We start from the raw sequence: 14,697 nt of genomic DNA, 5'->3' as shown, positions 1-14,697 counted from the left end.
CACCGCGCACCGCGTGCCCCGGGGCTGGCTACCGTCGGGGCATGGCAGCGGAGGGGGACGCCGGCGTCGGGCTCCCGCCCGACCCCGGGCTCGACCCCGCGCTGACCGACATCGACGCCGAGCGCCAGCGGGCCGCCCTCCGGCGGACGGCGGCCTTCGTCGAGGAGCACATGCCCACCGCCCGCTCCGTCGGCGGGGCGACGCCCGTGGAGGGCAAGCTCCGGCTGCTCGACCTGGCGCTGGACCTCGCGCCCGCCGACGGCCTGGTCCTCGAGTTCGGGGTGGCGGGCGGGGACACGCTGCGCCGGATCGCCGCCCGCCGCGCGCCGGTGCACGGCTTCGACTCCTTCCAGGGGCTGCCGGAGGACTGGCGCACCGGCTTCGAGCGGGGCGCTTTCGCCGCCGACCCGCCCGACGTGCCCGGGGCCGTGCTGCACCCGGGGCTGTTCGAGGACTCGCTGCCGCGGTTCCTCGCCGGGCACCCCGGGCCGATCGCCTTCGCCCACCTGGACGCCGACCTCTACAGCTCGACGGCGACCGTGCTCCGGGAGGCCGCGGACCGCCTCGTCGCCGGCAGCGTCCTGCTCTTCGACGAGTACTTCAACTACCCCGGCTGGGAGCGCCACGAGCACCGGGCGTTCACTGAGTTCGTCGACCGCACCGGCCACGGGTTCGACTACGTGGCCTACAACCCGCTGTGGGAGCAGGTGCTGGTCCGGCTCACGAGCTGAGCCGCCGTCACGCGCCCGGTGCTGGCAGCAGGCCGCGCTCGACGGCGACCATGACCGCCCGGGTGCGGTCGTCGACGCCGAGCTTGGCGAACACCCGCAGCAGGTGGGTCTTCACCGTCGCCTCGCCGATGTACAGCTCCCGCCCGATCTCGGCGTTGGTCAGCCCGCGGGCCACCCCGGCCAGCACCTCCAGCTCCCGCGCGGTCGGCGCCTCGGGCGCGGGCGCGCGCAGGTGCGACACCAGCCGGGCGGCCACCGGCGGCGCCAGCACCGTCTCCCCGCGGGCCGCGGCGCGGACGGCGTCGGCCAGCTGCGGCAGCGGCGCGTCCTTGAGCAGGTAGCCGGTCGCCCCGGCGCCGACGGCCCGCACGATGTCGGCGTCGGTGTCGTAGGTGGTCAGCACGAGCACCCGCACGGCGGGGTGGGCCGCGCCGATGCGCTCGGTCGCGGTCACGCCGTCCATCCGCGGCATCCGCAGGTCCATGAGGACGACGTCCGGCGCGCGCTCGGCCACCAGGGCCAGCGCCTCCTGCCCGTCGCCGGCCTCGCCCACGACGGTGAGGTCCTCCTGCGCGTCGAGCCAGCCGACCAGCCCCCCGCGGACGACGGGGTGGTCGTCGACGACCAGCACCCGGATCACGGCCCCGCCCCGGACGCCGGCACCCGCACGGTCACCCGCGTCCCCGTCCCGGGCGCGGAGGCGACGTCGACGGTCCCGCCGACCTGCGCCACCCGGCCGCGCAGCCCCTCCAGCCCGGCGCCGGGCGCGGCCGCGGGGTCGAAGCCGACGCCGTCGTCCTCGACGTGCACCGACACCTGCCCGGCAACCCGGACCAGCCGGACCACCACCGCGGAGGCCCCCGCGTGCCGGCGCACGTTGGTCAGCGCCTCCTGGGCGCCGCGCAGCAGCACGACCTCCTCGTCGCGGCGCAGCTCCGGCCCGGTGCCGAGCGCGCCGGTGTCCACCCGCACGGCCAGGCCGGTCTCCCGGCCGAACCGCTCGGCCAGCCGGTGCAGGGCCTCCACCAGGGTCGACTCCTCCAGCCCCACCGGCCGGAACGCGGCCACCACCGCGCGCGCCTCGGCCAGGTTGTCGCGGGCCACCTCCTCGATGACCGCGAGCCGCTCCCGCGCGGCGGCCGGGTCCCGGTCCAGCTGGGCGGCCGCCGTCTGCGCGAGGACGACGATGCTCGTGTAGCCCTGGGCGAGGGTGTCGTGCACCTCCCGGGCCAGCCGCTCCCGCTCGGCCAGCACCCCGCGCTCGCGCTCGGCCGCGGCCAGCTCCGCGCGGGTGCGCTCCAGCTGGTCGATCAGCTGGGCCCGCTGCTCGCTCTGGTGCAGCACCCGGCTCACCCACAGGCCGAGCGCCAGGCTGAACAGCAGGCTGATCCCGGTGGAGACCAGGGCGTCCTGCGCGGCGTCCCCCGAGGCGGCGCTCGCCACCGGGCCGATCGCGCTGGCCACGGCCAGCAGCACCGTCCAGGCGATCCCGGTCGTCGTCCCGCCGACCACGAACCACACCTGCGGGTAGGCCAGGAACAGCAGGAAGAACATCGTCGGGTCGGTGAAGCCGAGCACCGCGAAGCCGGCGACCAGCACGGTGAGGTAGAGCGGGCTGCGCAGCCGCAGCCCGCCGGCCGCGATCGCCGGCGCGCCGGCCAGCGCGTAGGCGACGGCCAGCACGGCGAGGACGGCGAGCACCACCGGCCGCACGCCCTCGGGGCGGGTGGCGGTGGTGACCACCGCGAGGGTCCAGACCGCCGCGGAGATCACGTGCATCCCGGCCACGGTCGCCCGCCACCCGCGCTCGGAGAGCGGGAAGCCGCCGTCCCCCTCCCCCGGCTCGGGGAGGAGGACGGCGGCCCACGCGCGGCCGCGGGTCACGTCCCGCGCCGCCAGCGGAAGGTCCGGGCGCACACCACGGCGCCGATGATCACCCATGCGGCCAGCACGAGGGCAGTGGTCCCGTGCTGCCACGACCCCGCCTGCTCGGCGACGGCGGCGGAGTCGGGCAGGAAGACCGACCGCATGCCCTGCACCATCCACCTCAGCGGGAAGACCGCGGCCACCGTGTCCATCCAGCCCGGCAGGTCGGAGTCGATGAAGAAGACCCCGGAGATGAACTGCAGCACCACCGCGAAGGCGGGGATGCCGGCGCCGGCCGACCGGGCGCTGCCGACGACGCCCGCCACCGCGATGCCGAGCACGGTGCCGGCCAGGATGCCCAGCACGACCACCCACGCGAAGGTCAGCCAGCGGGCGGGCTCGGTGGGCAGCGGGACGTCGTAGGCCAGCCGGGCCACGGCGAGCAGCACGGTCAGCTGGACGACGGTGGTGAGCACGACCTGCCCGGCCTTGCCGATCCCGTAGGACAGCGGCGGGGTGCCGAGGGTCTGCAGCCGGGCCAGGTCGCCGCGGTCGCGCTCCTCGGTGACCGCGGTGCCGACCGCCTGGAAGCTGGTCAGCATCACGCCGGTGGCGGCGATGCCGGCCAGGAAGTACTGCGGGAACCCGACCCCGGGCAGCACCTCCTCGTCGCCGAAGACGGACGCGAAGATCACCAGCATGATGACCGGGTAGGCGAAGGAGAAGACGACCTGGCCGGCGTCGCGGACGAACAGCCGCAGCTCCAGGCCGATCCGGGCCAGGCCCACGGTGACCGCCGAGGGCGGCGCGGGCGGGGGCGCCGCGGCCGGGCGGGGCAGGGTCGGGGCGGTCATCGGGGCTCCCCCTCCGGGGTGGCGACCAGCCGGAGGTAGACGTCCTCCAGGCCGGGGCGGGTGACGGTCAGGCCGGGCACCTCGCCGGCCGGGGTGGCGGCGAGCAGGTCGCGCAGCAGCGCCGACGGCGCGGGGGTGCCGACCTCGCGGGTCGCGCCGTCCTCGGTCCAGCGCACGGTCGCGACCCGGCGCAGCTCCCCGCCGAGCTCGGTGGGCGCGGCCACCTCGACCAGCCGGCCGGCGGTGATGACGCCGACCCGGTCGGCCAGGTGCGCGGCCTCGTCGAGGTAGTGGGTGGTGAGCAGGACCGTGGTGCCGCGGTCGCGCAGCCCCTCGACCAGGCCCCAGAACGCGCGCCGGGCGACCGGGTCCATGCCGGTCGTGGGCTCGTCCAGGAACAGCAGCTCCGGGTGCCCCTGCACCCCGAGGGCCACCTCCAGCCGCCGGCGCTGGCCGCCGGAGAGCTTGTCCACCCGCCGCCCGGCGGCCTCGGACAGGCCGACGTCGGCCAGCAGCTCCGCGGTGGGCACCGGGGTGGCGTGGTACCGCGCGTAGTGGTCGAGGGTCTCCCGGACGGTCAGCGCGTTGCCCGCCCCGGTGGTCTGGCCCACCACGCCGATCCGGTCCCGCCACGCGCGGTCGCCGGTGGCCGGGTCCCGGCCCAGGACGGCCACCTCCCCGGCGTCGCGCCTGCGGACACCCTCGAGGACCTCCACCGTGGTCGTCTTGCCCGCCCCGTTCGGGCCCAGCAGCGCGAGAACCTCACCGCGCCGCACCTCGAGGTCGACGCCGTCCACGACGGCCCGTCCCCCGTACCGCTTGACCAGGCCGCGCACCCGCACGGCCGGCTCGTCGGGCGCGGTCCCCGCGGGGGCCGGCGCCGGCTGGATCGCTGTCATGGCGACGAGACTGCCGCCGGCCGCGGCCCGCGCGGGACGGCCGACCGGCCGGTCCACCGTCCACCGGCCGGTGGACGGCGCCGGCCCGCCGCTCGGCCGACCGGCCGCCGGGAGGGCGTCGGCGGTGGCCGTTGCATGACGCCCGGATGACAGCTCGCCGCCCAGCACGCGCCGCGACCCGGGTCACCCTAGCCTCGGTGCATGACATCGACACCGAGTCCCAGGGTGGCCGCCGGCCTGCTCGCCGGTGGTCTCGCCGTCGTCGGCCTGTCCGGGTGCGGTGGAACCGCGGAAGACGCGTCCTCGGCCGTCGAGAGCGCCGCGACCGCCGCCGAGTCCGCCGGCGAGGCGGCCCAGTCCGCCGCGGAGTCGGCCCGGTCCGCGGCGGAGTCGGCCGGGTCCGCCGCGGCGTCGGCCGCGGAGGACGCCGCCTCCAGCGTCGACTGCTCCGGCACCTCCTGCTCGGTCACCCTGACCGGGGAGGGCGCCCAGGTCGACGTCCTCGGCAACCGGATCGCCTTCAACGGCGTCCAGGACGGCCAGGCCAGCCTGACGGTCGGCGGCACCGAGGCCACTTGCACCCAGGGCCAGAGCGTCGCCGCGGGCCCGCTGAACCTCGAGTGCAGCACCGTCACCGCGGACGAGGTCACGCTCACCGCCTCCCTGGGCTGACCCCGGGTCGACCGGCACCACCTCCCCCACCCGGCGGGGTCCCGCGCGGCCGGCCCCGGTCGGGCCGGGCCGCGTCCGGCGGCCGATCGCGGACTCACCGCGCGGACCCCGGCGGCCTGTGCCAGGCTCGGTTGTGCGAGACCTGATCCAGCACAACCAGCGGAGGTTGCGTTGCACGGTACGTCCCGTCGAGTCGGCGTCGCGGTGGTCGGTCTGGGGGGTGCGGTCGCCACGACCGCGGTGGCGGGGCTGGAGCTGTTGCGGCTCGGCGCGGTCGACCCCGACGGGCTGCCCCTGGCAGGGGTGGAGGTCGGCGGGGTGCCCGTCGAGGTCGCGACCGGCCTGGCCGGTTACGGCGACCTGGTGATCGGGGGCTGGGACCTCGACGGCGCGGACCTGCGCAAGGCCGCGGAGCTGCACGGCGTCCTGGACCACCGGCAGCTGGAGCAGGCCGGCCCGGCGCTGTCCGCGCTGACCCCGTGGCCGGCGGCGGGCGACGCCGACTTCTGCCACAACGTGACCGGCGGCAACGTGGTGCTGGCGCGGACCCGCCGCGACCAGTCCGACGCCGTGCGCGCCGACCTGCGGCGCTTCCGCGAGGAGCACGGGCTCGACGGGCTGGTCCTGGTCAACCTGGCCTCCACCGAGCGCTGGCCCGACCCGGCCGCCCCCGCGTTGCAGACCGCGGCCGCCTTCGAGGAGGGGCTGGACGCCGACGACCGCTCGATCACCCCGGCGATGGTGTACGCCCACGCCGCGATCAGCGAGGGCGCCGGGTACGTCAACTTCACCCCGTCCCTGGCCGCCGACGTCCCGGCGCTGCTGGAGCTGGCCGCCGCCCGCGGGGTGCCGGTCGCGGGCAAGGACGGCAAGACCGGCCAGACGATGATGAAGACCGTCCTGGCCCCGGCCTTCCGCAGCCGCGCGCTGACCGTCGAGGGCTGGTACTCCACCAACATCCTGGGCAACCGCGACGGCCTGGCCCTGGACGACCCCGACTCCCTGTCGAGCAAGCTGCAGACCAAGGGCAGCGTCCTCGACTCGATCCTCGGCTACCCGGTCGAGGACCACGTCGTCCGCATCGACTACTACCGGCCGCGCGGCGACGCCAAGGAGGCCTGGGACGCCATCGACCTGGTCGGCTTCCTGGGCCAGCGGATGCAGGTCAAGGTCGACTTCCAGTGCCGCGACTCCATCCTCGCCGCCCCGCTGGCCATCGAGCTGGCGCGGCTGACCGACCTCGCCCAGCAGCGCGGCGAGGGCGGGGTCCAGGAGCAGCTGGGCTGGTTCTTCAAGGCGCCCATGACCGCCGACGGCGAGGTCCCCGAGCACGCGCTGCACCGCCAGGAGCGCGCGCTGCTCGACTGGCTCGCCGAAGGGGCCCCCACCCGGTGAGCGGCGGGCCGGCCCCGCTCGAGGAGCTGCGCCCGCTGCTGGCCGAGATCGGGGACGCCAAGCGGGTCCGGGTCGCCGGTGCCCCCGGCTCCCTGGCCGAGCAGGCCTTCGGCCGCGCCTGGGGCCGCCTGGTCGCCGGGGAGGACCCGGCGCTCGTCGTCCGGTCGGAGACCGCGGCGGCGGTGACCCGGGCCCGGCTGGCCGGGATCGACGGCGCGGTGCTGCGGACCGCGGGCCTGGAGGACGCCGAGGCCCTGGCCGTGCTGCGCCGGTCCTTCGACGAGGTCGCCGGGCCGCTGGACCCGGACCTGGCCGCGGACCTGCGCGGGGCCCTGGCGGTGGACCTCCCGCGGCCCGGGCCCCCGCCGCCGCCGGCCGAGGTGCTCAACCGGCAGCCGCGGGCCGGGGCCACCGCCCCCGGCCGGGCGCGGGTCGTGGTCGAGCCGCCCGAGAGCCACGGCGACCACTGCCTCACCGTGGCGGTGTACGGCGTCCTCACCGCGCCGCTGTTCGGCGCCGACCCGGTGCCGCCGTTCCTGGTCGGCCTCGCCCACCACCTGCACAACGTCGCGCTGCCCGACGCCGGCTTCGCCGGCGAGGTCCTCCTCGGCGGGGCCCTGCCCCGGGTGCTGGCCACCCTCGAGGAGCGGGAGCTGGCCGCCCTGCCCGGGCCGCTGGCCGCGCGGCTGCGGGAGGTCCTGGCGCTGCGCGCGGACGCCGGGCCCCCGGAGGCGCGGGCCTTCCACGCCGCCGACGTCCTCGACCGGGTGCTGCAGGTGCACCACCACGCCCGCGCCGCGGCGTTCACCGCCGAGCAGGCGCTCGACGACCTCGAGCTGGTGCACGCCGGGCCCGTGCAGGGCTTCCACCTCGAGGTGCTGGCGGCGGCAGGGCTGTGAGCGGGCGGCCGCGTGACGGGGAACGGGCGGGGAGCGGGGCGGGCCGCGGGAGCGGGCGGGTGACGTGGTGACCCTCGCCCCGCCCGTCCCCCTCGTCGACGGCATCCCCTTCGCCCGGGCCGGCCGCGAGGACCTCCGCGCCGAGGTCGCCGGCCTGGTCGCCGCCGGCGAGCCCGCGCGTGCCCGGGTGCTGCTGCTGGCCGACGCCGACGACTGGTGGACCGAACCCCCGCCGCCGGCCGAGCAGCTGGCCCGCGTGCCGGCCGCCCGGACCCTCCGGGAGGCCATGGACCTGCTCGGCATGGGCCGGGTGGCCGACTACTTCGCCCACCGCTGGTCGGACCCCACCCACCTGGCCGGCCTGGCCCTGCTGCAGCAGCACTGGCCCGGCCGGCGCCCGGTGGTCGACGTCGCCTGCGGCATCGGCACCCAGCTGCGCGAGCTGGCCCGCCGCGGCTGCACGGGGCTGGTCGGCGTCGACGTGGTGTGGGCCAAGCTGTGGCTGGCCCGCCGCTTCGTCTGCCCCGGCGCGCGGTACGTGTGCGCCGACGTCACCGCCGTCCCGGGGCTGACCGTGCCGGGCACCGCGGTGGCCGGCCTGGACGTGCCCCAGCCGGCCTACGTCCTGTGCTCGGACGCCTTCTACTTCATGCGCGACAAGCCGGCCGCCGCGGCCGCGCTGCACGCCCTGGCCGGCCCCGGCGGCACCGTCGCGGTCGGCCACGCGCACGTCACCGACCCCGCCGGCGAGCCGTCGACCCCGGAGGGCTACGCCGCGGTGCTCGGGGCCGACCTCCTCTACGACGACGGGGAGCTGACCCGCGCACTGCTCGAGGGCCGCCCGCCCCGCCCGGCGGCACCGGCCGAGCTGCACGGGAGCGAGGCGGTGGCCCTCGTCGCCGGTGACCCGCGCCGGCCGGCACCGGTCGACCTGGGCGAGCCGCTGCCCCCGCTGCGCCCCAACCCGCTCTACGTCGACGGGGTGCGCACCTGGCCCAGCGACCGGTACGGCGCCGAGTACGGCCCGCGGTCGGGGTACCTGCCCGAGCGCTGGCCGGACCCGCTGCCGCCCGACGCGGCCCGCCGCCGGCTCCTGGTCGACCTGCCGGAGGCCTGGTGACCCGCGCGGGGAGCGACGTCGTCGGCTGGGGCGTCGCCGGCTGCGGGTGGGTGGCCCGCGACCACGCGCTGCCCGCGCTGCGCGCCACCCCGGGGGCGGAGGTGGTGGCGCTGCACGACCGGGACGCCGACGCCCTCGCCCGGGTGGGCGGCGACACCCCCCGCGGCACCGACCTCGCCGCCTTCCTCGCCACCCCGGGCCTCGACGCCGTCTACGTCGCGGTGCCCAACGCCGCCCACCGGGCCGTCGTCGAGGCCGCCGCCGGCGCGGGCCGCGCGGTGCTCGTGGAGAAGCCGCTGGCCGCCGACGTGGCCGACGCCGAGGCGCTGGTCGCCGCCTGCCGGGAGGCCGGCGTGCTGCTGGGCACCGCCTACGACCAGCGCTGGCACCCGGCCCACGCCCGGCTGCGCGAGCTGCTGCCCGAGCTGGGCACGGTGACCGCCGTCCGCGTCGTCTACTGCTGCTGGCTGCCGGCCGACTGGACGCCGGACGGCGCCCCGCACGACAACTGGCGGGTCGACCGGGCCCGCGCCGGCGGGGGCGCGGCGATCGACCTCGCCCCGCACGCGCTGGACCTGGTCGGCGTGCTGCTCGGCGAGGACGTCGTGGAGCTGACCGCGCTGCTCCAGCGGCGGGTGCACGGCTACCCGGTGGACGACGGGGCGCTGCTGGCCGGCCGCACCGCCGGGGGCGTCCTGGTCGACCTGCACGTCGCCTACAACACCCCCGACGCCCTGCCCCGCCGCCGGCTGGAGGTCGTCGGCACCCGCGGCATGGCCGTCGCCGTGGACACGATGGGCCAGACCGCGGGCGGCTCGCTGACCCTGCACCGCCCCGAGCCGGTCGACGTCCCCTTCGCCGGCACCGCCCCGTTCGCCGCCCAGTTCGCCGCCTTCACCGCCGCGGTCGGGGGGACGGCGGCGGTGGACGTCGCCTGGCCCCACGACCCCGACCGCGACCTGCGCCTGCACCGCCTGCTGCTGCGAGCCCTGGAGGACGCACGATGGCCAACCCCTACCGCGGCCTGTTGCCCGACCTGCCCGCCTACGCCTGCACCAACTGCGGGCACTGGCAGCGCTGGCCGGCGCCCGGCCCGCTGACCTGCCCCGTCTGCGCCGACGTGCGCAACGCGCTGCCCGAGCACGGCTTCGAGTTCGTCACCGCCAAGCAGGCCGACGAGCTGGTCACCGGTTTCTGGCGGCCCACCGCGGTGGAGGGCGTCACCGAGTTCGGCACCGAGCCGCGGTTCGGCCTCGACAGCCGCGGGTGGGTGGTCGAGACCGACGCCGGCCTGGTCGGCTTCGAGTGCGCCCCCTGGTACACCGCCGACATGCTCGCCGAGCTGCGCCGGATGGCCGGCGAGAAGGGCGGCCTCGACGTCCTCGCCTCCAGCCACGTGCACGGCTACGGCGCGCTGTGGCAGCTGCAGGCCGAGCTGGAGCCGCGGGTGGTGTGCGTCGGGGTGCGCGACCTGGAGTGGACCAAGGCCTTCCGGGTCACCTGGCCCGCCGACGACGTCCTGGAGCTGGCCCCCGGCCTGACGCTGCACCGCACCGGCGGGCACTTCCCCGGCCACTCGGTGCTGCACGACACCCGCCGCGGGGTGCTCTTCTGCGGTGACTCGCTCAAGGTCGACCTCGACGACGACGGCACGCCGGTCGCCCTCTCCGCGCACAAGGCGTTCCACGCCCAGATCCCGCTCTCCCACGGCGAGCTGCGCGAGTACCTCGCCGTCGTCGCACCGCTGCAGTTCGACACCGTGGCCACGCCCTTCGAGCTGGTCCGCGGCGTCACCACCGACCACGTGGTCCGCCTGGTGCAGCGGCTGCTGGCCGGCCCGCCGGACGCCGCTCCCGTCGCGCTGGCGGAGCTGTGACCCCGGCCGAGCGGTACCGGGCCTCGTTCCCGCCGGTCGAGGAGTTCGCGGTCGAGGGCCTCGACGTCCTGGACGTGCCGCTGCACAGCGCCTTCCTCGTCGACTCCCCCGCGCACGCCGGCGGCAGCGGCCTGGGCTACGGCGCCACCCGCGAGGAGGCCCGCACCGGGGCGCTGGGCGAGATGGCCGAGATGGCGCTGTCGGCCCGGGCCCTCTCCGCGCGCCCGCGGGTGCAGGCCTCGTACGCGGAGCTGGTCCGGCAGGAGGGCCGCGACCGGGTGGCCGACCCGCGCACCCTCGCCCTGGAGGCGGGCAGCCCCTACGACGAGGACCGGCCGCTGCAGTGGCTGCCGATGACCCGGTGGTCGGACGCCGGGACGGTGTGGGTGCCCGCCGAGCTGGTCGCCTCCGGGCCGGCGGACCTGCCCGGCGACCCGCCCCCGGCGGGCTGGCTGACCACCGTGGTCACCAACGGCCAGGGCGCGGGCTTCGACGTCGACCGGGCGGTCGCGCACGCCCTGCTCGAGGTGCTGCAGCGCGACGGCAACGCCACCGCCTTCCGGGCCATGGACCGCGGCGTGGTGCTCGACCTCGGCGGGCTGCGCGACCCCGACGCGTGCGCGCTGCTCGACCGGCTGGCCGCCGCGGGCATCGAGGTGCTGGTCAAGCTGGCGAGCACCGCCTTCGGTGTGGTCGACGTGTACGCGGTCGGCTGCTCGCGGGACGGCTCCGAGCCGGTGCCGGTGATGGCGACCGCGTGCGGGGAGGCCGCGCACCCCGACCGGGACACCGCCGTCCGCAAGGCGCTGTTCGAGTTCGCCGCGGCCCGCAGCCGCAAGGCCTTCATGCACGGCCCGCTGGACCGGGTGGCCGCGGCCACCCCGCCCGGCTACCTCGACGCGTGGCTGGCCGGGCACCCGCCCGAGCGGCTGGTCGAGGAGGACCGGGCGCTGGAGGCGATGCTCGGGTGGACCCGGCAGGGCACCGCCGCCCTGGTCGACCAGCTGCGCGGCACGGTGCTCTCCCGGCGGGAGACCGTGCCGCTGACCGACCTCCCGACCTGGGCCGGCGGGGACCTGCTCGGCACGCTGACCGGGCGGCTGGCCGCCGAGGGCCTCGACGTGCTGGTCGACGTGCACCGCTCCGACGGCGAGGCGGTCGCGGCGAAGGTGCTCGTGCCGGGCCTGGAGGTGGAGACGATGTCCTACGGCCGGATCGGCGAGCGCGGCGTGCGCCGGCTGCTGGAGCGCGGCGACCCGCTGGTCGCCGTCGGCCCGGACCCGGGCGGCTGGGCGCGGGTGCACCTGACCGCCGACGCACACGAGCGCCTCGGCGGGCCGGCCTGGTTCGACCGGTCCGGGGCCGCGGCCCGGGTGGGGCCGCTGTACGCGCTGTACCGGGAGCCGGGCCGGCACGTGGCCGCGACGGCGGGAGCGGCCCGGTGACCGGCCGCGACGGCGGGAGCGGCCCGGTGACCGGCCGCGACGGCGGGAGCGGCCCGGTGACCGGCCGCGACGGCGGGAGCGGCCCGGTGACCGGCCTGCGCTACGCGTACAACACCAACGGGCTGACCTCGCACCGGCTGGACGACGCGCTGGCCCTGCTCGCCGACACCGGCTACGCGGGCGTCGCCCTGACCCTCGACGTGGTGCACCTCGACCCCTTCGCCGACGACGCGTTCGCCCAGGCCGAGCGGGTGCGGGCCCGCTGCGACGCGCTCGGCCTGGGCGTCGTGGTCGAGACCGGCGCCCGCTTCCTGCTCGACCCGCGGGTGAAGCACGAGCCCACCCTGGTCTCGCCGTCGGCCGCGGGCCGCGCCCGCCGGCTGGCCTACCTGCGGCGGGCCTGCGACCTGGCCGGCGTGCTGGGCGCCGAGGCGGTCAGCTTCTGGGCCGGGGTGCCGCAGCCGGCGGTCGACCGCGGGGCGGCGTGGCGGTGGCTGGTCGACGGCGTCCGCGCGCTGGTCGACAGCCACGGCGGGGCCGACTACGCCCTCGCCGTGGAGCCCGAGCCGGGCATGCTGGTCGAGGACTGCGACGGGTGGGCCCGGCTGGCGGCCGCCGCGCCGGGGATCACCCTCGCGCTGGACACCGGGCACTGCGTGGTCGCCGGCGGGTACGCCCCGGAGGAGGCCGTCGCCGCCTTCGCGCCGCACCTGGGCACGGTCGCCGTCGAGGGCATGCGCCGGGGGGTGCACGACCACCTGCCGCTGGACGAGGGGGACGTCGACCTGCCCGCCGTCCTCCGGGCGCTGCGGACGGCGGGTTTCGACCGGCTGGTCACCCTCGAGCTCTCCCGGGACGGGCACCGCGCGCACGAGATGGTGCCGCGGTCGATGGCGACCCTGCGGGCGGCCGAGGCGGCCGGCGCGGAGGAGGCGGCGTGAGGACCTGCTTCGTGAGCCGGCGCTACTGGCCGGCGGTCAGCGGGATGAGCGTGTACGCGGAGAACCTGCTGCGCGAGCTCGTGGCGCTCGGCCAGGAGGTGACGCTGGTCAGCCAGTACCGCGACGACGAGGCCGGCACGCGGGTGTACGGCGGCGGCCCGCCCCCGCCCGAGCGGGTGCCCGACGGCGTCGAGGTGGTGGCGCTGCCCAGCCGCGGGGAGACCGTCGTCCCGGCCGACTGGGAGGGCGACATCGACGAGATCGTGCGGACCGTCCTCCGGCTGCACGCCGAGGCGCCCTTCGACGTCCTGCACGCCCAGTACGGTTACCCGCCGGGGCTGGCGGTCCTGGCCGCGGCCCGCGAGACCGGCCTGCCGGCCGTGGTGAGCATCCAGGGCGGGGACGGGCACTGGGTGGGCACCTGCTGCGCGACCCACGCGCACGCTATGCGGACCGTGGTCGACGCCTCCAGCGCGGTGCTCATCGGCAGCGCCAGCTTCCGCGACGAGGTGGTGGGCAACCTCGGCTGCGACCCGGCGCGGTTCACGATCGTCCCGGGCGCGACCGACACCCGCCGGTTCACCCCCGCGGAGCGGCCGCTCGGGGCGTTGCGCGAGCCGCCGGTGCTGCTGTTCCACGGCCGGGTGGACCGGCGCAAGGGCGTGCTCGACCTGCTGGCGGCGCTGCCCGAGGGGGTGCGGCTGGTCGTCTCCGGCATCGGCCCCGACCTCGACGAGGCCCGGGCGCGGGCCGACGGGCGGACGACGTTCCTGGGTTACGTCCCGCCGGACGAGGCGCCGGAGGTCTACCGGTCGGCCGACGTCTTCGTCAGCCCCACCTACAGCGAGGGCTTCAGCAACACCCTGCTGGAGGCGATGGCCAGCGGGCTGCCGGTGGTGAGCACCGACAGCGTCGGCGTCGTCGACTGCCTGCGGCACGAGGAGAACGGTCTGCTGCACGCGCCGGGGGACGTCGCCGGGCTGCGGGCCGCGCTGGACCGGCTGCTCGCCGACGCCGGCCTGCGGGAGCGCCTGGCGGCAGCGGCGCTGGAGGAGGTGCGCCGGCTGTACTCGTGGCCGGTGCTGGCCCGTGCGGTCGACGCGGTGCACCGGGAGGTGGCCGGGACGACGCCGGGCCCGGGCTGGACGATGCCGGACGGCGTCGACCCCGCCTGCCGCTTCCGGGCGGCGGCGCACCTGCTGTGATGCGCGTGCTGGCGGTCAGCCCGCACCTCGACGACGCCGCGTTCTCCGTCGGCGGGACGCTCGCCGCCCTCGCCGACGCCGGGCACGAGGTCACCGTGGTCACCTGCCTGACCGCGAGCGTGCCCGACCCGGCCGGGTTCGCGCTGGCCTGCCAGCTGGACAAGGGGCTGCCCGCCGACGCCGACTACATGGCGCTGCGCCGGGCCGAGGACGCCGCCGCGATGGCCGCGCTCGGGGCCGTGCCGGTGCACTGGGACCTGCCCGAGGCGCCGCACCGCGGCTACGGCAGCGCCGCGGACCTGTTCGCCGGCGTGCGCGGGGACGACGACCTGTGGCGGGAGCTCGCCGCCCGCCTGGCCGCGCTCGAGGCCGAGCTGGGGGCCGACCTGGTGCTGGCCCCGCAGGCCCTCGGCGGGCACGTCGACCACCTGCAGGTGCTCCGGGCCGTGGCCGCGCGGGACCGACCGGTGCTGTGGTGGCGGGACAGCCCCTACGTGCTGCGCGACCCCGCCGCGGTCCCCGGCCCGCACCTGCCCGGCGGCCTGGCCCCGGTGCGGCTGCCGCAGGGCCCGGAGCGGCGCGCGGCCGCGTGCGCCTGCTACGGCACCCAGCTGGGCTTCCAGTTCGGCGGGGCCGACGGCATGCGGGCGGCGCTGGCCGGCCTGCCGGAGGTGCTGCTGGCGGGGGCGCGCGCCCGCGCCGTGCTCACCGACGCCGAGGTCGGGAGCGGGGCCGTCTCCCTCTAGCCGAGCAGCGGAGTGGATCCGTCGCGGTCACGCCCACGGATCCACTCC

The 14,697-nt window shown here is 77.7% G+C and carries 15 protein-coding genes; 11 read left to right on the top strand and 4 right to left on the bottom strand.

The window, feature by feature from the left end:
- Positions 1-41: 41 nt before the first annotated feature.
- On the top strand, positions 42-731 hold the full coding sequence (locus D0Z06_RS03415) for a class I SAM-dependent methyltransferase (protein ID WP_117375957.1): 690 nt from the start codon (positions 42-44) through the stop codon (positions 729-731).
- 7 nt (positions 732-738) lie between these two features.
- On the opposite strand, the gene D0Z06_RS03410 is transcribed toward D0Z06_RS03415, so the two are convergent.
- From D0Z06_RS03410 to D0Z06_RS03395, 4 genes are read right to left on the bottom strand one after another with little or no spacing between them, the layout of a single operon-like run.
- The gene (locus tag D0Z06_RS03410) at positions 739-1,371 is read right to left on the bottom strand and encodes a response regulator (RefSeq protein WP_117375956.1); all 633 of its coding nucleotides are present in this window, start codon (positions 1,369-1,371) and stop codon (positions 739-741) included.
- The gene (locus D0Z06_RS03405) at positions 1,368-2,615 is read right to left on the bottom strand and encodes a sensor histidine kinase (protein ID WP_233517421.1); all 1,248 of its coding nucleotides are present in this window, start codon (positions 2,613-2,615) and stop codon (positions 1,368-1,370) included. The genes D0Z06_RS03410 and D0Z06_RS03405 overlap by 4 nt, the downstream gene beginning before the upstream one ends.
- Positions 2,612-3,451, bottom strand: coding sequence for an ABC transporter permease (locus D0Z06_RS03400; protein WP_117375954.1), 840 nt, complete (start codon positions 3,449-3,451; stop codon positions 2,612-2,614). Before D0Z06_RS03400 ends, D0Z06_RS03405 begins: the two co-directional genes overlap by 4 nt.
- Positions 3,448-4,350 carry an ABC transporter ATP-binding protein gene (locus D0Z06_RS03395; protein ID WP_117376108.1) on the bottom strand — a complete coding sequence of 301 codons (903 nt, stop codon included), beginning with the start codon at positions 4,348-4,350 and terminating at the stop codon, positions 3,448-3,450. Before D0Z06_RS03395 ends, D0Z06_RS03400 begins: the two co-directional genes overlap by 4 nt.
- 201 nt (positions 4,351-4,551) lie before the next feature.
- Here D0Z06_RS03395 and D0Z06_RS25650 point away from each other — a divergent pair, with 201 nt between their 5' ends.
- The 10 genes from D0Z06_RS25650 (at position 4,552) to D0Z06_RS03345 (ending at position 14,649) form a co-directional block, all read left to right on the top strand.
- A complete protein-coding gene (locus D0Z06_RS25650; protein WP_199522102.1) occupies positions 4,552-5,022 on the top strand; it encodes a hypothetical protein in 471 nt (156 codons plus the stop codon).
- Positions 5,023-5,226: 204 nt separating this feature from the next.
- Positions 5,227-6,417, top strand: coding sequence for an inositol-3-phosphate synthase (locus D0Z06_RS03385; protein ID WP_233517420.1), 1,191 nt, complete (start codon positions 5,227-5,229; stop codon positions 6,415-6,417).
- Positions 6,414-7,316, top strand: coding sequence for a hypothetical protein (locus D0Z06_RS03380; RefSeq protein ID WP_117375952.1), 903 nt, complete (start codon positions 6,414-6,416; stop codon positions 7,314-7,316). Before D0Z06_RS03385 ends, D0Z06_RS03380 begins: the two co-directional genes overlap by 4 nt.
- Before the next feature lie 67 nt (positions 7,317-7,383).
- Positions 7,384-8,436, top strand: a complete 1,053-nt coding sequence (locus tag D0Z06_RS03375; protein ID WP_233517419.1) for a methyltransferase domain-containing protein — start codon at positions 7,384-7,386, stop codon at positions 8,434-8,436.
- Positions 8,433-9,536 (top strand): Gfo/Idh/MocA family protein, encoded by a 1,104-nt coding sequence (locus D0Z06_RS03370; RefSeq protein WP_117375950.1) that lies wholly within the window; start codon positions 8,433-8,435, stop codon positions 9,534-9,536. The genes D0Z06_RS03375 and D0Z06_RS03370 overlap by 4 nt, the downstream gene beginning before the upstream one ends.
- Positions 9,440-10,312, top strand: coding sequence for an MBL fold metallo-hydrolase (locus D0Z06_RS03365; RefSeq protein WP_117375949.1), 873 nt, complete (start codon positions 9,440-9,442; stop codon positions 10,310-10,312). Before D0Z06_RS03370 ends, D0Z06_RS03365 begins: the two co-directional genes overlap by 97 nt.
- The gene (locus D0Z06_RS03360) at positions 10,309-11,757 is read left to right on the top strand and encodes a YcaO-like family protein (protein WP_117375948.1); all 1,449 of its coding nucleotides are present in this window, start codon (positions 10,309-10,311) and stop codon (positions 11,755-11,757) included. Before D0Z06_RS03365 ends, D0Z06_RS03360 begins: the two co-directional genes overlap by 4 nt.
- Positions 11,754-12,698 (top strand): sugar phosphate isomerase/epimerase family protein, encoded by a 945-nt coding sequence (locus D0Z06_RS03355; protein ID WP_233517418.1) that lies wholly within the window; start codon positions 11,754-11,756, stop codon positions 12,696-12,698. The genes D0Z06_RS03360 and D0Z06_RS03355 overlap by 4 nt, the downstream gene beginning before the upstream one ends.
- Positions 12,695-13,903, top strand: a complete 1,209-nt coding sequence (locus tag D0Z06_RS03350; RefSeq protein ID WP_117375947.1) for a glycosyltransferase family 4 protein — start codon at positions 12,695-12,697, stop codon at positions 13,901-13,903. Before D0Z06_RS03355 ends, D0Z06_RS03350 begins: the two co-directional genes overlap by 4 nt.
- Positions 13,903-14,649, top strand: a complete 747-nt coding sequence (locus D0Z06_RS03345; RefSeq protein WP_117376106.1) for a PIG-L deacetylase family protein — start codon at positions 13,903-13,905, stop codon at positions 14,647-14,649. Before D0Z06_RS03350 ends, D0Z06_RS03345 begins: the two co-directional genes overlap by 1 nt.
- Positions 14,650-14,697: the final 48 nt, after the last annotated feature.

Origin of the sequence: Geodermatophilus marinus (assembly GCF_003428645.1) — a bacterium.
Taxonomy (GTDB): domain Bacteria; phylum Actinomycetota; class Actinomycetes; order Mycobacteriales; family Geodermatophilaceae; genus Geodermatophilus.
This window is presented reverse-complemented; position numbering and strand designations above follow the sequence as displayed.